This is a genomic window from Sphingopyxis sp., assembly GCF_040216815.1.
Classification (GTDB): Bacteria; Pseudomonadota; Alphaproteobacteria; order Sphingomonadales; family Sphingomonadaceae; genus Sphingopyxis.
On record NZ_JAVJOJ010000001.1, the window covers coordinates 361329 to 383268 of the forward strand.

At 67.2% G+C, this 21940-nt stretch carries 16 protein-coding genes; 10 read left to right on the top strand and 6 right to left on the bottom strand.

Annotated elements, in window-relative coordinates; translation table 11 throughout:
- Positions 1-237 precede the first annotated feature (237 nt).
- Genes RIA72_RS01800 through RIA72_RS01835 form a run of 8 tightly spaced genes read left to right on the top strand, consistent with a single transcriptional unit; the run spans position 238 to position 6284 of the window.
- Positions 238-948, top strand: coding sequence for a response regulator (locus RIA72_RS01800; protein ID WP_350030643.1), 711 nt, complete (start codon positions 238-240; stop codon positions 946-948).
- Positions 914-2545, top strand: coding sequence for a sensor histidine kinase (locus tag RIA72_RS01805; RefSeq protein WP_350030644.1), 1632 nt, complete (start codon positions 914-916; stop codon positions 2543-2545). Before RIA72_RS01800 ends, RIA72_RS01805 begins: the two co-directional genes overlap by 35 nt.
- Positions 2546-2600: 55 nt before the next feature.
- Positions 2601-3047, top strand: a complete 447-nt coding sequence (locus RIA72_RS01810; RefSeq protein ID WP_350030645.1) for an HPr kinase/phosphorylase — start codon at positions 2601-2603, stop codon at positions 3045-3047.
- Entirely contained in the window at positions 3044-3994 is a 951-nt protein-coding gene (rapZ, locus tag RIA72_RS01815; protein ID WP_350030646.1) for an RNase adapter RapZ, read from the top strand. The genes RIA72_RS01810 and rapZ overlap by 4 nt, the downstream gene beginning before the upstream one ends.
- A 14-nt stretch (positions 3995-4008) precedes the next feature.
- Entirely contained in the window at positions 4009-4437 is a 429-nt protein-coding gene (locus RIA72_RS01820; RefSeq protein ID WP_350030647.1) for a PTS sugar transporter subunit IIA, read from the top strand.
- A complete protein-coding gene (locus RIA72_RS01825; RefSeq protein ID WP_350030648.1) occupies positions 4434-4712 on the top strand; it encodes an HPr family phosphocarrier protein in 279 nt (92 codons plus the stop codon). The genes RIA72_RS01820 and RIA72_RS01825 overlap by 4 nt, the downstream gene beginning before the upstream one ends.
- Before the next feature lie 4 nt (positions 4713-4716).
- Complete coding sequence (locus tag RIA72_RS01830) at positions 4717-5532, top strand: TrmH family RNA methyltransferase (protein ID WP_350030649.1); 816 nt, start codon at positions 4717-4719, stop codon at positions 5530-5532.
- A 53-nt stretch (positions 5533-5585) separates the two neighbouring features.
- Complete coding sequence (locus RIA72_RS01835; protein WP_350030650.1) at positions 5586-6284, top strand: META domain-containing protein; 699 nt, start codon at positions 5586-5588, stop codon at positions 6282-6284.
- A 78-nt stretch (positions 6285-6362) separates the two neighbouring features.
- On the opposite strand, the gene RIA72_RS01840 is transcribed toward RIA72_RS01835, so the two are convergent.
- The 6 genes from RIA72_RS01840 to RIA72_RS01865 all read right to left on the bottom strand — a co-directional run bounded on the left by RIA72_RS01840 (position 6363) and on the right by RIA72_RS01865 (position 16646).
- Positions 6363-9032 (bottom strand): TonB-dependent receptor, encoded by a 2670-nt coding sequence (locus RIA72_RS01840; protein ID WP_350030651.1) that lies wholly within the window; start codon positions 9030-9032, stop codon positions 6363-6365.
- Positions 9033-9252: 220 nt separating this feature from the next.
- Positions 9253-10938 (bottom strand): N-acetylglucosamine-specific PTS transporter subunit IIBC, encoded by a 1686-nt coding sequence (nagE, locus tag RIA72_RS01845; protein WP_350030652.1) that lies wholly within the window; start codon positions 10936-10938, stop codon positions 9253-9255.
- The gene (gene ptsP, locus RIA72_RS01850) at positions 10938-13427 is read right to left on the bottom strand and encodes a phosphoenolpyruvate--protein phosphotransferase (RefSeq protein ID WP_350030653.1); all 2490 of its coding nucleotides are present in this window, start codon (positions 13425-13427) and stop codon (positions 10938-10940) included. Before ptsP ends, nagE begins: the two co-directional genes overlap by 1 nt.
- Positions 13428-13490: 63 nt before the next feature.
- Entirely contained in the window at positions 13491-14633 is a 1143-nt protein-coding gene (gene nagA, locus RIA72_RS01855; RefSeq protein ID WP_350030654.1) for an N-acetylglucosamine-6-phosphate deacetylase, read from the bottom strand.
- The gene (locus RIA72_RS01860) at positions 14630-15667 is read right to left on the bottom strand and encodes an SIS domain-containing protein (RefSeq protein WP_350030655.1); all 1038 of its coding nucleotides are present in this window, start codon (positions 15665-15667) and stop codon (positions 14630-14632) included. Before RIA72_RS01860 ends, nagA begins: the two co-directional genes overlap by 4 nt.
- Before the next feature lie 241 nt (positions 15668-15908).
- Complete coding sequence (locus RIA72_RS01865) at positions 15909-16646, bottom strand: GntR family transcriptional regulator (RefSeq protein WP_350030656.1); 738 nt, start codon at positions 16644-16646, stop codon at positions 15909-15911.
- A gap of 393 nt (positions 16647-17039) precedes the next feature.
- Between RIA72_RS01865 and RIA72_RS01870 the strand changes: the two genes are divergently transcribed.
- Both RIA72_RS01870 and RIA72_RS01875 read left to right on the top strand, forming a co-directional pair.
- Positions 17040-19613 (top strand): beta-N-acetylhexosaminidase, encoded by a 2574-nt coding sequence (locus tag RIA72_RS01870; RefSeq protein ID WP_350030657.1) that lies wholly within the window; start codon positions 17040-17042, stop codon positions 19611-19613.
- 104 nt (positions 19614-19717) lie between these two features.
- Entirely contained in the window at positions 19718-21886 is a 2169-nt protein-coding gene (locus RIA72_RS01875) for a primosomal protein N' (protein WP_350030658.1), read from the top strand.
- Positions 21887-21940 lie beyond the last annotated feature (54 nt).

Sequence of the window (21940 nt, forward strand, 5' to 3'; positions counted from 1 at the left end):
CGCCCTTCCTTGGCTCGCGGCGCCTTTGCATAGGTATGCAATATATGCCGCGCGAAAGCGATGGGCCCGCACGAACATGGGGTGCCGACGAAACGCCGATTCCGAAATCCCGGCCGCGTTAGCGAGGATGCGCGCCGAGGTCAAAAGATTAAAGGGTGAATCGGTGCCGAACCGTGCGCGGTTGTCGCTGGGCGACGGATGGGCTAACCCCGGCGAAGCCCGCCCAATGGAAAGAGCATGACGGCAACCATCGCGCTGGTCGACGACGACCGCAACATCCTGCAATCGCTGTCGATCGCGCTCCAGGCCGAGGGGTTCGTCACGCGCGTCTATTCGGATGGCGAGGCGGCGCTGAAGCCGCTGATCGACAACCCGCCCGACCTTGCCGTCTTCGACATCAAGATGCCGCGGATGGACGGGCTCGAACTGCTTCGCCGCCTGCGCGAAAAAAGCCAGCTTCCCGTCATTTTCCTGACCAGCAAGGACGACGAGATCGACGAGGCGCTGGGGCTCGCCATGGGCGCAGACGATTATATCGCCAAACCCTTCTCGCAGCGGCTGGTCATCGCGCGCATCCGTGCGATCCTGCGCCGGGTCGAGCTCAACCGTGCGGTACCGAACGCGGATGACGAACCCGTCGCCGAACCGATCACCCGCGGGCGGCTCTCGATGGACCCCGCGCGCCACAAGGTCAGTTGGGACGGCAAGGACGTCACGCTGACCGTCACCGAATTTCTGATCCTGGAAACCCTCGCCAGCCGTCCCGGCGTGGTGCGCAGCCGCAACCAGCTGATGGACGCGGCCTATCAGGACGATGTCTATATCGACGATCGCACGATCGACAGCCACATCAAGCGGCTGCGCCGCAAATTCCGCGAGGTCGATCCGGCGTTCGACGCGATCGCAACCCTCTATGGTGCGGGATACCGCTTTGCCGACGAAAGCTGATCCGCTGCCTCTTGACGCCAGCGCGGCGGAGCAGGAGGAATCGCCGCTCGTCTGGTCGGCGCGCTGGTCGCTGACGACGCGCATATTGGCGGTCAACATCCTCGCCGTCGCGCTGCTGGCGGGGGGCTTTTTTTACCTCGACACCTATCGCACCCGGCTGGTCGATACGCGCATCGCCGTGATGGAGGATCAGCTCGCGATGCTCGACACGGCGCTCGAGGCGGCACGGCCGGCCGAGCGCGATCGGTTGATCAGCGAATTTGCCGAAGCGACGGAGTCGCGGCTGCGTTTCTATGCCGCCGACGGCCGCCTGATCTCGGACAGCTTCCGCGTTGGCGCCCCGACCTATACGCTGCGCGATCCCGACCTGCAGGCATGGCAGCGCGACGCCGCGCGCGCGATGGATCGCGGCATCGACTGGATCGTCGGGGCCCCCACCTATCCCGATTTCCACGAGCCAAGGGTCGATACAGCGGCCGCCTGGCCCGAAGTGATCGAAGCGCAGGCAAGCGGGCAAGCGGCGAGCCGCTTTCGCTATGCGCCCGAACGCACCCCGCTGCTCAGCGCCGCGCGGATCGTCGACCTCGACACGCCGCAGACGGTGCTGATGACGCTCAACGCGCGCGACATCACGCGCACGGTGCGCGCCGAGCGCTTCCGCCTCGCAGTGGTCATCCTTGTCGTGCTGATGGCGTCGGTGCTGCTCTCGCTGTTCCTGGCCCGCACGATCGTGCGCCCGCTCAGGCGGCTCGCCCGCGCGGCGGTGCGCGTGCGGCTCGGCCGCGCGCGCGAGGTGGTCGTTCCGCGCCTGCCCAGCCGCCGCGACGAGATCGGCACGCTCGCCCGCGCGCTTTCGGACATGACGCAGGCGCTGCGCGAACGCATCGACGCGGGCGAACATTTCGCGGCCGATGTGACGCACGAGCTCAAGAATCCGATCGCCTCGGTGCGCTCGGCGATCGAGGGGCTGGGGCGCGTCCAGACCGACGAACAGCGCGCCCAGCTGCTCGCGATCGCCGACGAGGATGTGCGCCGGCTCGACCGTCTTGTGAACGACATCAGCGAGGCGAGCCGTGTCGACGCGCAATTGTCGCGCACCCTGTTCGAGCCGATCGACGTCGGGATGATGATCGAATCGATGCTGGCATCGCGCGCCGCGCGCCTCGAACCGGGCGTGCCGCATCCGCGCGTCGCCTTTGCCCGGCCGCGCAAGGGAACCACCATTGTCATGGGCGACGGCCACCGGCTCGAACGCGCGATCGATAATATCATCGACAATGCGATCAGCTTCTCGCCCGATAGCGGTCTTGTCTGCATCACCGCGACGCGGCTCGGCGACGAGGTGCATGTCCGCGTCGACGACGATGGCCCCGGCATCGATCCCGCACAGCGCGAAGCCATTTTCCGGCGCTTTCACAGCGACCGCCCGGCGGGCGAAAGCTTTGGCCGGCACAGCGGGCTGGGCCTTGCGATCGCGCGGACGATCGTAGAGGGGCACAGCGGCACGATCAGCGCCAAGGATCGCGACGACGGCAAGGCGGGCGCAAGCCTGCTCATCACCCTGCCCGCGCGCGAAAGCGGGGTACAGGCTGGCTGACGCGCACGCGCTATCGCCTTGCAGCCCCGCTTCGCCGCCGGTAAGCCTGCTCGCCATGCTGCCCAGCCGGACCAGACCCGAAATCGTCAACATCCATGCAAGCTGCGTCGCTGCGGGCAACGGCGGCGTGCTGATCCTCGGCAATTCGGGGCAAGGCAAGTCCGACCTTGCGCTGCGCCTGATCGATCGCGGAGCGCGGCTTGTCGCCGACGATCGCTGCGACATCTGGTCCGATCGCGGACGGCTGTGGTGTCGGCCACCCGAAACTCTCGCGGGCAAGCTGGAGGTGCGCGGGATCGGCATCGTCGAGCGCCCCTGGGTCGCGCCGGTGCCGCTGGCGCTCGCCGTGCGGCTGACCGATCGATACGACCGGATGCCCGCGGTCGGACAGGTCGAAACCGTCGCGGGCCATCCCCTGCCGGCGCTGTTGCTTTCGGCGTTCGAGGTTTCGGCGCCGATCAAGATCATGCTCGCGCTCGAACGACTGGCACCCGGCGCATGACGGAGGATTCGCGCCCCGCCGCCGAGTCGCGCCTCTTTCTTGTCACCGGGCTGTCGGGCGCGGGCAAGTCGACCGTGCTCAAGGTGCTCGAGGATCTGGGGTGGGAGGTCGTCGACAATCTGCCGCTGGCCTTGCTCGAGGCGCTGATCGACGCGCCGGTCAAGCGCGACGAGGCGAACCGCCCGGTCGCGGTCGGCATCGACAGCCGCAGCCGGGGCTTTCGCCCCGCGCTGCTCGTCAAAAGGATCAAGGAGCTGCGCGCGCATGGCGCGCACGATGTCGAGACACTGTTCCTCGACTGCGCCGGAGCGGAGCTCGAGCGACGCTTCTCCGAAACGCGCCGCCGCCATCCGATCGCCGAGGACCGCCCCGCCGCCGACGGCATAGCGCGCGAGCGCGAGATGATGGAACCGCTGCGCCGCTGGGCCGAGCATGTCGTCGACACGACCAATTACAGCAGCAACGACCTGCAACAGGAAATCCGCCAGCGCTTCGGCGACGCCGGCGAGGGAGAGCCCGTGCTCAACATCCTGAGCTTTGGCTTCGCGCGCGGGTTGCCGCGCAACGCCGACCTTGTGTTCGACATGCGCTATCTGCGCAATCCGCACTGGGATCCGAAACTCAAGCCAGGAACCGGGCTCGATCCTGATGTCGCGGCCTATGTGATCGCCGACCCGGCTTATGAAGACAGCGTTGCGCAGATCGAACGGCTGATCCTGACCTTGCTCCCGCGCTATCGCGCCGAGGGCAAAAGCTATGTCACCATCGCGTTTGGCTGCACCGGCGGGCGCCATCGGTCGGTGCATGTCGCCGACCGCGTCGCGCGGACGCTCCGCGCCGCCGGGCATAAACCCGCCGTAACCCACCGCAACCTTGACTCCAGCCCGCAAGATGGGCTTGAGGGCAAGCCCCCGCCCGCTTCTCCCGCGTCCGGCGGAAAAACATAAGGGTCGACGACTGCATGGGTAACGACAAGGCTCTGCCGCTCTTGGGAATGGTGCTCGTCACGCACGGGCGTCTCGCCGAAGAAATGGTGCGCGCGATGGAGCATGTCGTCGGCCCGCAGCGCGCCGTGGCGACGGTCTGCATCGGTCCCAACGACAATATGGAGATGCGGCGCAAGGAAATCGCCGACGCGATCCGCGGCGTCGACGAGGGCCGCGGGGTCGTGATGCTGACCGACCTGTTCGGCGGCACTCCGTCGAACCTCGCGATCAGCCTGCTCGAAGCCGGACGGACCGAGGTGATAGCGGGCGTCAACCTGCCAATGCTGATCCGCCTCGAAAGCGCGCGCAAGTCGATGGATCTTCGCGCCGCAGTGATCGCGGCGAAGGAAGCGGGACAGAAATATATCTCCGTCGCGTCCGAAATGCTGGGGGTGGGGCCGTGAACGAAGTTTCCGAAACCGTCGAAATCACCAACCAGCGCGGCCTGCACGCGCGCGCCAGCGCCAAGTTCGTCACCTTTGTGAGCCGCCTTCCCGAAACCGTTTCGGTCGAGGTCGAAAAGGGCGGGTCGCGCGTCAACGGCACCTCGATCATGGGATTGATGATGCTGGGCGCGGCAAAGGGCGACAGCATCACCATTCATACCAAGGGCGACGGCGCCGACGCCGCGCTGCTGAAGCTCGTCGGGTTGGTCAAGGACAGCTTCGGCGAGGATTGACCGCATGACCGGTCGCCGCAGCACCATCGAAAGCCTGTCGAACCCGCTGATCAAGCGGATGCGATTGCTGCGCGAAAAGCGCCATCGCCGCGCCGAGCGCCTGTTCCTGGCCGAAGGGCTGCGTATCGCGACCGAAGCGCGCGAAGCGGGTGTGCTGCCGCGGTGGCTGTTTCTCGGCCCCGAGGGCGCAGCGCATCCGCTGGCCAAGGCACTGGCCGACGCCACCATGGCGGCGGGCGGCGAGGTGATCGACACCACGCCCGCGATCCTGTCGAAACTGTCGGGCAAGGACAATCCGCAGACGATTGTGGGCATCTATGCCGAACCGCAGACCAGGCTCGCCGACCTCGACCGCGATGCCGCGCCGATCTGGCTGGTCGCCGAGCGGCTGCGCGATCCCGGCAATCTCGGCACGATGCTGCGCACCGGCGATGCGGTCGGGGCGGGCGGGCTGATCCTGCTCGACGAAAGCACCGATCCCTATGCGGTCGAGGCGGTACGCGCGAGCATGGGGGCCATTTTCACGCAGAAACTGGTGGTCGCGCGCTGGGACGAATTTCTTCCGTGGCTGCGGCAAGGCCCCGGCCAGCTCGTCGCGACCTGGCTCGGCGATGATACCGAGGATTATCAGGCAGTGCGCTATACCGCGCCGACCTTCATCCTGACCGGCAATGAATCGCAGGGGATGCCCGCCGATTATGCGGCGGCAGCCGATGTGCGCGTGAAGATGCCGATGATGGGCAAGGCGGACAGTTTGAACGCCGCGGTCGCGACCGCGGTGATGGCCTATGAAGTGCTGAACCAGCGGCGGAACCGATAGGCACCGGCCCTCGTTCATCGGGCGATCAGTCCCGCCGCGATAGGAGACGCCGCATGATCCGGATCATCCCCACCACCCTTCTGTCTGCGCTCGCGCTCGCCGCCTGTGCGCCTGCCGCTGACCGGCCGCAGCCGGCTGCCGCCTATATGGCATTGGGCACCGAGCCCGGCTGGACGCTGGAGATCACGCGCGAGCGGCTGAATTATGCGGGCGATTATGGCGAAACGCGGATCGTGGTGCCCAATCCCGGCGCGCGCGCGATGGTCGGCGGCGAAACCTATGTCACCGACCGGCTCTCGGTCGAGGTCGTGCGCGACGAATGCAGCGACGGGATGAGCGACCGGCGCTACGCCGACACGGTTACGGTCATCGCCGACGGCAAGACGGTGAAGGGATGCGGTGGCGCGATCCTGCCGCCGGGCGACCTGGCGGGGACAAGCTGGACCTTCGTGTCGATCACGGGGATGGCGGTCGCGTCCGATCGCCCGACCTCGCTGATGTTCGACGCCGATCGCCTCAGCGGCAGCGCGGGCTGCAACCGCTTTTCGGGTAGCTATTCGATCGCCGACCGCACCCTGACCGCGGGTCCGTTGATGGCAACCGAAATGGCCTGCCCCGGTGCGGGGATGGCGCAGGAGAACGCCTTTTTCGACCTGATGCGCGGCCCGGTCCGGCTGAGCTTTCCGAGCGACGGAACGCTGAAAATCTCCGGCGCGAATGGCAAAACGGCGGTGCTGAAACGCGCGATCTGATCTTTTGGGACCAGCGAAACCCGCCGTCATCCGGGGAACCGGGATGACGGCGGGCCTCCTGCGACCACCACCGGGCGATCAGAATTTGGCGCGGACGCCGAAATAGAACTGACGGCCGTTGTCGAAAATGTTGCGCGGCAGCGCACGGGTTCCCGAATATTGCTCGATCGGCTCGTTGGTCAGGTTCACCGCATCGGCGGTCAACGCGATATTATCGGTCACATTGACGCTGACCGACGCATCGAGCGACGACAGCGCCGCCTGGTTGAGCGGGGCCGCGCGGTCGATGTCGATAAAGAATTTCGACCGGTAGTTGTAGGACAGTCGCGCGCTGACAAGGTCATTTTCATAATAGCCTGTCAGGTTGAGCGAATGTTTGGAGTTGCCCGGAATGGGGTCGCCATTGTTCGCCTTGGCATCTGAATAGGTGTAGTTGACCACCGCGCCGAAGCCGCCCCAGATCGGGCGCGATACCTGAAATTCAAACCCCTGGTTCCGCCCCCCCGCGCCGTTGCTGCGGCGGTTGATCTGATAGGGACAATTGAACAAATTGGGGTTGCCGCCGCCCGCCGCAACGCAGCCGGCGGGTTCCGACCCCGGCACGAACACGCCGGGCAGGATTTCGGTCGAGGTCGTGTTGACGATGTACGATTGGATGTCCTTGTAAAAGGCCGCCAGCGCGACGATCGTTTCGCGGTCGGGATACCATTCGATCGACAGATCATATTGGTTGGCGCGATAGGGATCGAGATTGGGATCGCCGCCGCGCCCGGTGAGGAGCGTCCCGTTCAGATCGACACCGGGGGTGATGTCGACAAAGTCGGGGCGCGTCACCGTCTTGCCCGCGCCAAAGCGCAGCACCACCTTTTCCGACAGGTCGACGGACAGGTTGGCGCTCGGCAAAATGTCGGTGTACGACCGTTTCGCTCTGCTCGGCGTGAAGCCGCCAAAGGGGTTGGTGAACTGCGGGTTGGCGCCGCCGATGATGAAGCCTTCGGAGGTCTGGTCGGTGCGGATCACCCGCACGCCGACATTGCCGCGCCAGCCCTCACCGCCGAATTTGGCGAGACCATAGCCGCCATAGGCCTTTTCATTGATCGAATAGCTGTTGCCCGGAACAAGGAAACGATCGGTGCCGGGCGCGGTCTGCGCGGCATAGATGGCGCGCAGCTTGGCAGGATCGACGCGCCAATAATCGGTGAGCGTACCGGGTGACGCGATATTGTCGAGGAAGTCGCCGGGCATACCGCCGCCGGTGGCAAAATCGGCCGAGGTACACGGCGCCCCGTTGCAGCGCAGCCCCGGAGTGAACACCCCGCCATTGGTCGCGAAACGCTCGGCGACGCGGTCGTGGTCGGTATATTTCACGCCGAATTTGAGCGCGGTCAGCGGACCCCACTCAACCTCTTTTTCCAGGTCGAGATAGACATATTTTTCTTCATCGTCGTTCGTGACCGACTGGATACGCGCAAAATCGGGACGGATGCCCGCCGGATTGAGCGGGTCGGGGCTGCCAAAGCTGACTTCGGGGCGGCCGCTGCGCAGATCGTAGGTGAACCGGCCCGGTCCGGCGAATTCGATGAAATTTTCGTTGCTCGTGTCGCCGTTCGCCTTGGTCCAGCCCGCTTTGAAATGGACGCTCAACGTGTCACTGGGGCGATAGGTCAGGTCGAAATCGGCCGACACGGTCTTGGCGACCGCCTGGCGGTCGATCGCGTCATAGACGACCCCGAAACCCTCGGTGCCATTGTTGCGCGACGCGATCGTGCCCGCCACCGCGATGCCATCCTGGATGACGGCGTTGGTCAACGTACCGCCCCCGCCGAGCGCCTGATCGCCCCAGGCGAGATAGTTCTGGTTGAAATTGTCGGCATTGAAGCGCGAATAAAGGCCGGTCAGGTTGATCTCGAGCTCATCCGACGGGCGGAACTGGATGCCGATATTGGCACCATAGCGTTCGCGCTCCTGCTCGAACATCGACGAGCCCATCAGCGTCGGAATCAACGCCGTCTGGCCGCCGCCCGCGGGGCGATAGCCAAAGATCTCCAGCCCGTCGCGGCGCGTGCGGCGCTTTTGATAGATGGCGCCGACGAGCACGCCGAACGTCTCGTCGGCATTTTTCCAGCTGACGAGCCCGGATGCCTGCGGATCGACCTTGCCCGACAGGTCCGAATAGACGCCCTGCAGCGACGCCGAAACGGTGAAGGGGTCGAGGTCGAGCGGATTGCGGGTGATGACGTTGATCGTCCCGCCGACGCCGCCTTCTTCGATATCGGCTTGCGGGCTTTTATACACTTCGAGCCGGCCGACGATTTCGGCAGGCAGCGTCAGATAGTTGAAGCTGCGCGTCGAGGCGACCTGGTCGAGGATGAACCAGTCGGCGGTCGCAACGCTGTGGCCGTTGAGCAAGGTCTTGGTGAGGTTCGGCGCGGTGCCGCGCAGTGACACGCGCTCGCCTTCGCCGAACTCGCGGTTGACGACGATGCCGGGGACGCGCTGCAGCGCTTCGGCGACATTCTTGTCGGGGAATTTGCCGATGTCTTCGGCGCTGACGACGTCGGCGATCACCGACAGCTCGCGCTTGGCATCGATCGCCTGGCTCAACGATCCACGATAGCCGGTGACGACGATTTCATCGCTGCCGGCAGTGGCCCCGTCGGCGTCCTGCGCAAGTGCGGGCGAAACCCAGGCGATTCCGGCGATTGCGCTGACCGTCGCAAGAAGCTGTTTGGAACGAACCACAGTCATGTCTCCCTCGTTGATCTTTTAATTGGTCTCTATTGGTAGCATATTGGAGATACCAATTCCACTCCAACAATACGCAGCCCTTGGCCGATTCATTCCATTCATCGCAATTTAGTCACGCTTCGTCGGCGTATGCGCAAGTTTTGGTATCTAATAGGTATTTTAGGATGCCGAAAATTGTCGGAATCCAAGGGTAATGAACGGCCGCCTGTGAGCCATGCTTCTAGGCAGGAAGGATGTGGCAGATATCCGGCCGGGGCCGTGCGATGCCGCGCGTCGCGGCAACGAGCGCGGGTTCGTCGAGCTGGGCCGCGTCCGCAAGTTCGACCCGGAAGCGGCCATGGAGGGCATCGACCCGCCGGAGATTCGCTTCGCCGCCGAGCGCCGCGAGCACCGCGGCCGGCAACGCGGCATTTTCGGGCGCAGCAGGGGGCGGGGGTGCGGGCGGCGCGATCGCTGCGCCGCCTTCGCCCGCGAGCGCCCCGCGGATTTCTTCCGCCACCAGATCGGCGACCGGGCCCAGCACGACCTGCGCGGCGTTCGCCGACGGGCGGATGATCCCGCGCGCGCCGAGCGTTGACAGCGCCGCATCGTCGATCGCCTGCTGGTCGGCGACGATCAGCCGCAACCGCGTTGTGCAGGCGTCGACGCTGACAAGGTTCGCCGCGCCGCCCAGCGCGGTCACGAACGCCGCGCCGCGCGCGCCGCCGACCGACACCGCGCCGGCCTCCGCCAGATCTCCCTTCTCGCGCCCCGGCGTGGCGAGGTCGAAACGGCGGATGAAAAAGCGGAACAGGCCGTAATAGAGCAGCCCATAAGCGGCGCCGACCGGCAGCAAGAGCCACGGCCGCGTAGCGAGGCCGAAATTGAGCATATAGTCGAACAGCCCCGCCGAAAATCCGAAGCCCAGCCGGATGCCGAGCGCGTCCATCATCGCCATCGACACGCCCGTCAGCACCGCGTGAATGGCATAGAGCAACGGCGCGACGAACATGAAACTGAACTCAATGGGTTCGGTCACGCCGGTGAGAAAGCTGGTCAGCGCCAGCGATAGCAGCATCCCGCCGACCGCCTTGCGCCGTTCGGGCTGCGCCTCGTGATACATGGCGAGGCAAGCAGCGGGCAGGCCGAACATCATCACCGGGAAAAAGCCCGACATGAACGCGCCAGCGTTCGGGTCGCCCGCGAAGAAACGGCGCAAATCGCCCGTCGCGCCCGCGAAGTCGCCGACGACGAACCATGCCGCGTTGTTGATGATGTGGTGAAGGCCGGTGACGATCAACAGCCGGTTGAGCGTACCATAGATAAACAATCCCGCGCCGCCGCTTTCGACGATGGTGCGGCTCGCGGCGTCGATCGCGCCGCTGATATGTGCATAGCCGTAACCCACGAGTGCCGCGAGCAGCAGCCCCGCAACGCCGCTGGCGATCGGGACGAAGCGCCGCCCGCCGAAAAAGGCGAGATATTCGGGCAACGCGATGGTCGCGAAGCGATTGTAGAAATGACCGCCGATGAGGCCCGACAAGATGCCGATCGGCACCTCCAGCTTGTCGACCTGCGCCAGCGCCCAATTTTTGCCCGCCAGTGCAGCTGCTGCCTCGGGCCACCCGGCGCCGACGTCGCGCGGGGCGGTCAGAAAGGTCTGCGCACCGTTGGTGGTGACGAGATAGCAGACAACGCCCGCGAGCGCCGCGGCGCCGTTGCCGTCGCGCGCGAAGCCCACCGCGACGCCGATCGCGAACAAAATGCCCAGATTGTCGAAAATCGCCGCGCCCGCGGCGGAAATGAAGGCGATGTCGAGCAAATCGGGCTGGCCGATGCGGAGCAGCAGGCCTGCGATCGGCAGCACCGCGATCGGTAGCATCAGCGCGCGGCCGAGCGGCTGGAGCGTTTCGAGCATCTTTCGCATCACCGTGTCTCCTCGAACGCGCGGGCGAGCGCGCGAACCTCCGCCGCCGATTTGCACCGGAGCGCCAGCGCGGCATGGGCCTCCGCTTCGGGCAGGGTCAGGCCGCGCACGATCGCTTTCGCCTCGGCGACGAAGCCCGGCACCGCCGACAATTCGGTGACGCCCAGCCCGATCAGGATCGGCAGCGCGGCGGGGTCGGACGCGAGGCCGCCGCACACGCCAACCCAGCGGCCGTGGAGCGCGGCAAGACGGCACGTCTCGCCGATCAGGCGCAGCACCGCTGGGTGCATCGCATCGACCCCCGCGGCGACCGCCGGATTGCCGCGGTCCATCGCGAGCACATATTGGGTAAGGTCGTTGGTGCCGATCGACAGAAAATCGGCTTCGGCGGCGAGCAGGTCGGCGGTCATCGCCGCGGCGGGGGTTTCGACCATCACGCCGACCTCGATCGGCGTTTCGAGGCCCATGTCCTGTCGCAACCGGTCGACGGTGCTGCGCACCTGCCGAAGCTCGCCGACACTCGCGACCATCGGGACCATGATCCGACACTGGCCGACGGGCCGCGTGCGCAGGATCGCGCGAAGCTGCGTTTCGAGAAGGCCGGGATGCGCCAGAGCGACGCGGATGCCGCGCAGGCCCAGCGCCGGATTTTCCTCGGCATCTATGGGGATATAGGGCGCGGGTTTGTCGCCGCCGATGTCGAGCAGGCGAACGATCACCGGCTTTTCGGCCAGCGCGTCGGCGATCACCTGATAGGCCGCGTGCTGTTCGTCCTCCGACGGTGCGGCATCGCGGCCAAGGAACAGAAATTCGCTGCGCACCAGCCCCGCCCCCTCGGCGCCCTCCGCCGCGGCGAGCGCGGCGTCGTCGACGGTGCCGATATTCGCGAACAGCTCGATGCGCGTGCCATCGCGGGTGTGGCACGCCTGTGTCGCGGCGGCGCGCGCGGCGGCGCGGCGGGCAGCACGCTTGTCGAGCCGCGCGACAAAAGCCGCCTGCGCGGCGTCGCCGGGATCAACGGTGATATGCCCTGTCTCGGCGTCGAGCAGCAGCGCTGTCCCGTCGGCGACGGCGTCGAGCGCGTCGCCGATCGCGACAAGCGCGGGCACGCCCAGCCCTGCACACAGAATCGCGACGTGCGAGGTCGGGCCCCCGCGCGCAAGCGCCACCCCCGCGAGACCACCGCCCGCGAGCGTCACGAGCTGCGACGGCAACAGATCGTCGGCGACGAGGATCGCCCCGGCGGGAATCCTGTCGGCCTCGACGGGCAGCCCTGTCAGCGCGGCGAGCATCTGCCGTTCGATGTCGATGAGGTCGTCGACGCGTTCGATCAGATGCGCATTGCCCGTCGCCCGCAACGCGTCGATCTGGTCGTGCACCGCGCCGCGCCAGGCAAAGCCCGCGCTGGCCCCCTCGGCGATACGGCGTTCGGCCGCGGCGAGCAGCTCGGGATCGTCGAGCAACGCCAGGTGCGCGCGCATCACCGCCGCGACGCCGCCGCTCGCCGTATCACCACGCGCCGCGATGCGGCTGTGGACTTCGGCGCGCGCAGCGAGCAGCGCGTCGCGCTCCCCGGCGGCGCCCGTGCCTTCGCGCGCGACCGCAATCTCGGCGCGATCCAGCCGCGCAGCCGGGCCGATCGCAAGCCCCGGCGCCGCGATCACGCCGCCGATCTGTCCCGCCGCGAGCGGTCGCGCGGGGGCTTGAGGAACGGCGTGCGCGGGCGCGCCGTCGCCCTCGCCCATATCGCTTCCCAGCAGCGCAACGATCGCCGCGAGAGCGTCTTCGGCATCATCGCCGCGCGCCTGCACGACGACCTCGCTGCCGAAGCCGGTGCCCAGCGCCAGCAGCGCGACGGTGCTGCGCGCATCGCCGCGCTTGCCGTCGTGGATCAGGTGGACGTCGGCCTCGAAACCCCGCGCGCATTCGCCGATACGCGCCGCGGGGCGCGCATGAATCCCGTGCGGCAGCGACAAGGTAACGGCCTGCTCGATCAGCACGCCATCGTCGGACCGGCGGCGCGCGGAGGGCTTTGCAGGCTCGATCGTCATCAGCGCCTCGCACGCGCCGACCGCAACCTCGCGCGTCCGTTTGACGACCGTGAAAGCCTCGGCATTGGTGACGATCACCGGGGTCATCAGGCTCGTCGCGCCAAGCGCCACAGCGTCGAGGTCGAAACGGATCAGCGGGTCGCCGCGCGCGACGCGCGCGCCGACCGCCACCAACGGGGTGAAGCCCGCGCCCTTCAGCATCACGGTGTCGAGCCCGATGTGAATCAATATCTCGGCGCCCTCGGCACTGCGCAGCGCGACCGCATGTCCTGCCTCGTGAAGCGTCGTCACCTCGCCGTCGCAGGGCGCGACGACGGTATCGCCAAGCGGATGGATCGCGACGCCGTCGCCCATCATTCGCTGGGCGAACACCGGGTCGGGAACGTCCTCCAGCGCCGAAACCCAGCCCCGCAGGGGGGAGGTGACAATCAGGCTCATCCGCTTTTCCCCAATATGATCTTGTCTGTTTATTATCCGCGTATCGCCCGTACGCGCGGCGGGTCATTCCCTTGTCGAAACCAGCGCGCCCCCAATCCATGTTTCGCGCGGCCGGAGCGTCGCATCGAGCCAGGCAAGGTCGGCGCGGTACCCGGACGCGATCGCGCCATGGCTTGCGCCGAGCGACAGGAAGGCGGCAGGAGTCGCGCTCGCCATCGCGGCTGCCTCGGGCACCGACAGACCGGTGGTCTCGACCGTTTTGCGCAGCGCCGACGCCATGTCGAGATGCGTGCCCGCCAGCGTTCCATCCTCAAAGATGCACACGCCGTCCTTCACGGCGATGCGCTTGCCCTGAAGGGTAAATTCGCCGACGTCGGTGCCGACGCTCGGCATCGCATCGGTGACGAGCATGATCCTGTCGAGACCCTTTGCCTTGACCGCGAGCCGCACCACCGCCGGATGCAGGTGGACATCGTCGACGATCAGCCCGCAATAACAGTCCGAATCGAACGCCGCGCCGACGGCGCCGGGCTCGCGGTGGCGCAGCGGCGACATTGCATTGAACAAATGGGTGAATCCCGAAAGCCCGGCCGCGATCGCGCGCTTGGCCTCGGCATAGGTCGCATCGCTGTGCCCCGCGCTGACGATCACGCCATGCGCGACCAGCGTGCGAATATCGTCCGCGTCGCACAATTCGGGCGCGAGCGTCAGCATCACCCGGCCGCGCCGCGGCGCGGTCAGCAGCGCGAGCGTTTCGGTGTCGAGCCGGCGGATGCGATGCGCTTCGTGGATGCCGCGCCGGACCTCGTTGATGAACGGCCCCTCGATGTGAATGCCGGCAACCCCGGGAACACCGGCCTCGATCGCGGCATCGACCGCGGCGAGCGCGGCGGCGATCTGCGCCGGCGTGTCGCTGATCAGCGTCGGCAGGAAGGCGGTGGTGCCGAAGAGCGCGTGCGCGGCGCCGATCACCGCGATCGATTCGACGTCGACCCGGTCGTTGAACAACATCCCGCCGCCGCCGTTGACTTGTGTATCGATAAAGCCGGGAAGCAGCCAGCCACCGTCGAGGTCGACGATCGTGTCGGCAGGACCGCCGCTCGTCGGCGCGACGGCAGCGATGACGCCGTCGGCGAGCGCGATGTCCGCCCCGTCGACGACGCCACCCGGCAGTGCGACCCGGCCGTTGTGAAAGCGAAGGATCATAACGTCTCGGTAATCTTGTTGAGATGCGGGGGCGAGTCCGGGTTGCGGCCGCGCGCGAGCGCAAGGTCGCTGGCCATCCGGTAAAAGCTCTGGATCATCAGCATGGGCTCAATCGCCGGATGCGCCGCGAGCGCGGGCAGGTCGCCGCCCGCCGGATCGGCGAGCAGCACCGTCGCACCGCGGCCGCGAAACTCGGCCGCCGCCTCGCGCACGCTCTCGGCGGCGCGGTCGCTGCCGCCAAGGGCGAGCACGCGAAAGCCGTCGCCGACGATCGCCATCGGCCCGTGCCGCACCTCGGCCGCGCTAAAGCTTTCGGCGTGGAGCGACGCGGTTTCCTTGAACTTGAGCGCCGCTTCCTGCGCCACGCCATAGCCATAGCCGCGCGCCAGAACGAACAGGTTGGTCGCACCGACGAGCGCGGGGATCGCCGCCGACCAGTCGAGCGCAAAGGCCTGGGGCAGCGCGTCCGGCAGGCCATCCAGCGCCTCGCCCAGCGCCGCATCCTCGGCCCAGGCCGCGACGAGCGCCGCGATGGCGGCGAGCGAAGCGATATAGGATTTGGTCGCCGCAACCGACTTTTCGGGGCTGGCCTTGAGCGCCACGACCACATCGGCCAGCGCGGCGAGCGGCGCATCCTCGGCATTGACCAGCGCGACGACAAAGGCGCCGGCGCGCTTCTGCTGCTCGACCGCGGCGATCAGGTCGGGGCTTTGGCCCGATTGCGAGATCGCAAGGCACAGCCGCTCGCCCGCAAGCGTGGGCGCGTCATAAAGCGAAGCGACCGACAGCGCCGCCGACGCGGTTGGCGTCCCCGTCATCGTTTCGATCAGATATTTGGCATAGGTCGCAGCATGGTCCGACGACCCGCGCGCACAGGTCACGACCGCGGCGGGCGGCGCGGCGCGCAACCGTTCGCCGATCGCCGCGAAAGCCGCGCGATTCGCGGCCAGCATCGCCGCGACCGCGGCCGCCGCCTCTCCGGCTTCCCTCTCCATCAGCGTTTTCGGGCCCTCGATGGCGCGTTGCAGCGTCATGGTCGCATTCGTCTCCCGGTCGGGCGGACCTCGCGCCGCCCCTCTTCTTATTGGTCTTATATAGGTTATATATATCTCATCAAGAGGTATCTTCTGCCGAGCCGATTTTGATCGGGAGCCCCGGTGGCCCGCGATGCTCACCGCGCTGCAAAAGGATGTCGATGCTGGGGACGCGTGACCATGTGCCGCCCCATGATCCGGTATTTGAGCCTGGCTTCAGCCGTGCCGGGGCGCCTCAGCGCTAGCCGTTGAGTTCGGCCACGACGTCATACGCATCGCCGCGATAATAGCTTTGCGTAAATTCGGCGGTGCGTCCGTCGGCCAGGAAAGCGCGGCGTTCGATGAACAGCCCCGGCGCGCCGGGCTCGATCCCCAGCACCTCGGCCTGTTCGGGCGAAAAGGCGATCGCGCGCAGCCGCTGCAGCGCGCGCACCGGCAAATGACCCGCCGCGTCGAGCGCTTCGTAGAGCGACGCCCCCACCGCCTCGATCGACGGCAGGCAATAAGCGGGTACCGTCGCATATTCGAGCGCCATCGACGTATCGTCGGCATAGCGGATGCGGTGGAAACGATAGACCGTCGAACCCGGCGACAAGCCCAGCGACAAGGCCTCTTCGGGGGTCACGGCACCCGCGGTCCGGCTGATCCACGCACTCGTCGGACGCCGCCCGCGCGACACCATATCTTCCGAAAAGGAGGTCAGTTTGGAAAAGCTTTTTTCGACGCGCGGCCGGGTGACGAAGGTGCCCGCCCCGCGCCGCCGCGCGACGATACCGTCGCTGACCAGCCCGTCGATCGCCTTGCGCACCGTGATGCGCGACACGTCGAACTCTTCGGCAAGGTCGCGTTCGGTCGGGATGGCTTCCTCGGCCTTCACGATTTGGCTTTCGATCGCGTCGCGCAGGATTTTCTGCAATTGCAGGTAAAGCGGCGTCGGATCCTCTTTATGCAGCGGGCCGACATGTTCGATCAGCGACAAGGACGATGCTCCACCCGGTTGCCGGGGTCCGTTCCCCAGGGCGCCGGCCGACGGGTCCGGCGCCACAACCCCATGTGTTGCATTGGTATCGTCGCGTCAATCTTTGTTGCGGCCAGTTCACGCAAAAGGCGCGCCGGTCGGCACCACCCCGCCCGGTGCTCACGACATTCGTGCGGCCGTTTTCGCGTCGCCCCAAAAGCAGCATGGCCGCACGGTATCGGTTCCCGCTACAACAATACTAATGTGTAACCAATAATGCCTCATCAAAATCCCCATGGATCGAGAAACTTCATAATGCCCTATTTTAGTAAGAATATCGGTCGATTGGAAAGGCGTTGACCGCCACGGCTCGACATGACAAATTAAATACAAATCTAAATCGGGAGACGGGATATGCGCGTTGCGGGTTGGACGGCGGCGATGGCGGCCTTGCTGGCGGCGCCCGCCGCAAGCGCAACGGAAACGCGGGGGCAGGCATCGCTCGACCGGCTCGCCGATTCGCTCGGCTACAGCTATCGCGTCGTCGACAACCGCCCAGCCTGCCCGCCCGGAATCGAAAGCTGTTTCCTTGCCACGATCACGCTGACGCTGCCCGAAGCCTGGACCGCGGCTGCGACGCCGGAGGGCTTCGCACTCTATTTCAGCTTCGTCAAACCGCTGGTGCGGGTCGAAAGCGACATTTTCCAACACCGTCACATCAACGGCGACGTCCAGAAACTGACGCTCAAGCCTGGCGCCGCGCTGCGCCCCGGCGCAACGCATGAAATCCGGCTATGGGGCGAAGGAGCGAGCTTTTCGCGGGCTTTTGCCATGCCCAATGCCTATCTGGTCGCCGACGGGCTGCACCCCCGGACGATTGCGGCGACGCGCGCCGCGATCGACCCCGACACCGGCATGGAAATCCTCCCCTTCGCCGCCCCGATGGCCGACGAGGCGCGGCTGGCGCGCCAGAGCGACTCCGACCAGACGCGCTGGCTGACCGCCGAGCGCGCCTTCGACCGCCAGGCCAAACGCCCGGTGCGCGCCGCCAGCGACGTCGCGATCCTGCCCCTGCCCCGAAAGCTCTACCTCGACGCCGACGCCGATTGGGTTCCTTTGAACGAGGGCGTCGCGCTTGCACTCGACGGCATCGACCGCGCCGCCATCGGACCCGCGCTGGCAGCGCTCGCCGCGGCGGGCGCGGCCGAGGGCGGCCCGCGCCCGCTGACAATCCGCGTCGGCGACATGTCGCTCGCGCCCGAGGGCTATCGGCTCGACGTCGGGGCGGATCGTATCGCGATCATCGCGCGCGACGCCGCGGGGGCCAGCTACGCGCTGCGCTCGCTGGCGCAGCAAGCGGCGTTCGGCGGCGGCAAGCTCAAGCCGATGCGCATCGAGGATGCCCCCGAATATGGCTTCCGCGGCCTTCACCTCGACCTCGGCCGCAACTTCCACGGGCGCGACCAGATATTGAAGCTGGTCGAGGCGATGGCGGCGTACAAGCTCAACAAGCTGCACCTTCACCTCGCCGACGACGAGGGCTGGCGCATCGAAATCCCCGCGCTGCCCGAACTCGCCGCGGTGGGGTCGAGGCGCTGCCACGATCCGGCCGAGCGCCAATGCCTGTTGCCGCAGCTCGGCGCGGGCCCCGAGGGAACGAGCGGCGTCAACGGCTATCTCACCGTCGCCGATTATACCGCGATCCTGCGCGCCGCCGCGGCGCGGCAGATCGAGGTGATCCCGTCGATCGACATGCCCGGCCACAGCCGCGCCGCGATTGTCGCGATGGAAGCGCGCCACGCGCGGCTGATCGCCGAGGGTAAGACGGAAGAGGCCGAACGCTATCGCCTTGTCGAACCCGCCGACGCGACCGAATATCGCAGCGTCCAGCACTATAACGACAACACGCTCAACGTCTGCCTGCCCGCGACCTATCGCTTTGTCGATACGGTGGTCGATGCGCTGGCCGACATGCACCGGCAGGCGGGCGTGCCGCTCAGGACCTTTCACCTCGGCGCCGACGAGACCGCGGGGGCGTGGGTGAAATCGCCCGCCTGCGCCGCGATGATCGCCGAAAACGGCGGCGACGCGGCCAGGCTTGGCCCGCGTTTCATCGAGCGCGTGGCGCAGAGGCTCGCGCAAAGGGGCATGCGCACCGCGGGCTGGAGCGACGGCATGGGGCACACCGATACCGCGAACATGCCCCATGCAGTTCAGACGAACATCTGGGGCGTGCTCCACGCGGGCGCGATCCGCGAGGCGCACGACCAGATGAACCGCGGCTGGGACACGGTGCTGTCGATCCCCGACCTTGGCTATTTCGACATGCCCTATGCGCCGCACCCCGACGAGGGCGGCTATCATTGGGCAACGCGCGGCATCGACACCTATCAGGTCTTCGGCTTCATGCCGGACAATCTGCCCGCGAATGCCGCGACGATCCGCAACATTCGCGCCGCGGCGCAGCCGGTTGCGGACACGCCCGCCCTCGAACCCGGGCGCCGCATCGCGGGCCTTCAGGCTCAGCTGTGGAGCGAGACGATCCGCACCGACGCGCAGATGGACTATATGCTCTTTCCGCGCCTGCTCGCGATCGCCGAACGCGGATGGCGCGCCGCCGACTGGGCCCCCGCCTATCGGCCGGGCGAGGCCTATCAATGGCACGATGCGCGCGTCGATCATGCGAAGCTGGCCGCGGGCTGGGCCGATTTTGCCGGGCGCGTCGCGGCGCAATTCCCGCTGCTCGAACGCATGGGTATTGCTTATCGCGTCGCGCCGCCGGGGGCGCGGATCATCGGCGGCACGCTCGAAGCAAACAGCGCCTTCCCCGGCACGGCGATCGAGTATCGGGCCGAAGGCGGCGACTGGACGCGCTATGCGGGGCCGGTCGCCGTGGCGGGCGCGGTCGAACTGCGCAGCCGCTCGGCCGACGGCAGGCGGACCAGCCGGACGGTTCGCGTCGAACCGGAGCGCATCGAGCGGCAATAAGGTCCGCGCATTCGCTGACCGACAGCCACAAATTAGGAGCCCCCGTCGCCAGCGGGCCTCGCCGCTTTCCTATTTCGCGGGTAGCCCTATATCCTGCCCAGTCCATGACCCGCGCCCGCGTCCTCCTTTTGACTGCCGCCCTCGGCCCGCTCGACTATCGCGTGCCGCACGGGGCGCACGCGCCGCTCGGCAGCGTCGTCGTCGCGCCCCTGGGGCCGCGGCGGATGGGCGGCGTGGTGTGGGAGGATGAGAGTTTCGGTGCGCCCGAGGCGGTGGGCGACAATCGCCTGCGCAACCTGTACGAAATCGTCGCCGTGCCTCCGATCGCCGCGCCGCTCCGCCGCCTGGTCGAATGGACGAGCGACTATTATCTGAGCCCGCCGGGGGCGGTGCTGCGCATGGTGCTGCCTGGCGTCGCCTTTGCCGATGCGCGTCGCCCGATCGTCGAATATCGCGCGACCGGCGAAATTCCCAAACGCATGACGCCGCAGCGCACGGTCGCGCTCGAAAAGATCGGCGGCCGACAGGGGACGGTTCGCGAACTCGCCGCGCTCGCCGACGTCAGCGAGGCGGTGATCCGCGGGCTCGTCGGCGCTGGCGCGCTCGAAGCCGTCAGCGTCTCGGCCGACCAGCCCTATGCCGAACCCGATAGCGGCTTTGCACCACCCGCCCTCTCGGCCGAACAGGCCGCCGCCGCAGCCGAGCTCAAGGGTGCGGTCGCGGCCGCGAAATTCGAAACGCTGCTGCTCGACGGCGTCACCGGATCGGGCAAAACCGAAGTTTATATGGAGGCCATTGCCGCCGCGATCGACGCGGGCCGTCAGGCGCTTGTCCTGCTTCCCGAAATCGCGCTCACCGAACCGATGCTGACGCGCTTTGCCGCACGCTTCGGCTGCGAGCCGGTGGCGTGGCACAGCGGGCTTCGGCAGGCCGAACGCCGCCGCGCCTGGCACAGCATCGCCGCCGGCGAGGCGAAGATCGTCGTCGGCGCGCGCTCGGCGCTGTTCCTTCCCTATGTCAAGCTCGGCGTCATCGTCGTCGACGAGGCGCATGAAACGAGCTTCAAGCAGGAGGATGGCGTCCATTATCACGCGCGCGACGTCGCGGTGATGCGCGGGCATTTCGAAGGTCTGCCGGTGGTGCTCGCAAGCGCGACCCCCGCGCTCGAAAGCCTCGCGATGGTCGAGGCGGGGCGATACCGCCATATCCGGCTCCCCGCGCGCTTCGGCGGCGCGACGCTGCCCGACCTCGCCGCGATCGACATGCGGCAGGATCCGCCCGATCGTGGCCGCTGGCTCGCCCCGCCGCTGGTCGACGCGCTGGGCGACCGCTTGCAAAAGGGCGAGCAGAGCCTGCTGTTCCTCAACCGCCGCGGCTTCGCACCGCTGACGCTCTGCCGCACCTGCGGACATCGCATCCAATGTCCCAATTGCACCGCGTGGATGGTCGAGCACCGCCTCGTCCATCGCCTCGCCTGCCACCATTGCGGCCATGTCATGCCGCCGCCGCGGCTCTGCCCCGAATGCGAGGATGAAGACAGCCTCGTCGCCTGCGGCCCCGGCGTCGAGCGCGTCGCCGACGAAGTCGCGCTGCGCTTTCCCGAAGCACGGACCGCCATCGTCACGTCGGATACGCTATGGTCCCCCGCAAAGGCCGCCGAATTTGTGGCCAATGTCGAGGAGGGGCTGGTCGACATCATCGTTGGCACCCAGCTCGTCACCAAAGGGTATCATTTCCCCAACCTCACCCTCGTCGGCGTCGTCGATGCCGACCTGGGGCTCGACGGCGGCGACCTGCGCGCGTCCGAGCGCACCTTTCAGCAGATCGCGCAGGTCGCGGGCCGCGCGGGGCGCGGGGTCAAGCCCGGCGAGGTGCTGATCCAGACGCGCGTTCCCGACGCGCCGGTGATGGCGGCGCTCGTCGCGGGCGACCGCGACGGCTTCTATGCCGCCGAGGCCGCGGCGCGGCGCCAGGCGGGCGCCCCGCCCTATGGCCGCTTCGCCGCGCTCGTCATTTCGTCCGAGGACGTCGAGGTCGCTCGCGGGGTCGCCAAACGGCTGGGCGACAAGGCACCCGTCGCCGACGGCCTCGCCATCTATGGCCCCGCCCCGGCACCGCTCGCGATGCTGCGCGGCCGCCACCGCTTCCGCCTGCTCCTCCACGCGCCGCGCAGCTTCGACCTGCAAGGCACGATCCGCACCTGGGTGAATAGTATCGACTGGCCCGCCAAGGCGCGCCTCGCGATCGACGTCGATCCCTATAGTTTCGTTTGATCATGGTTATTTACATCGAAGCGATGGCGCGGCAGAAAGCTTGCCAAGGGGAAA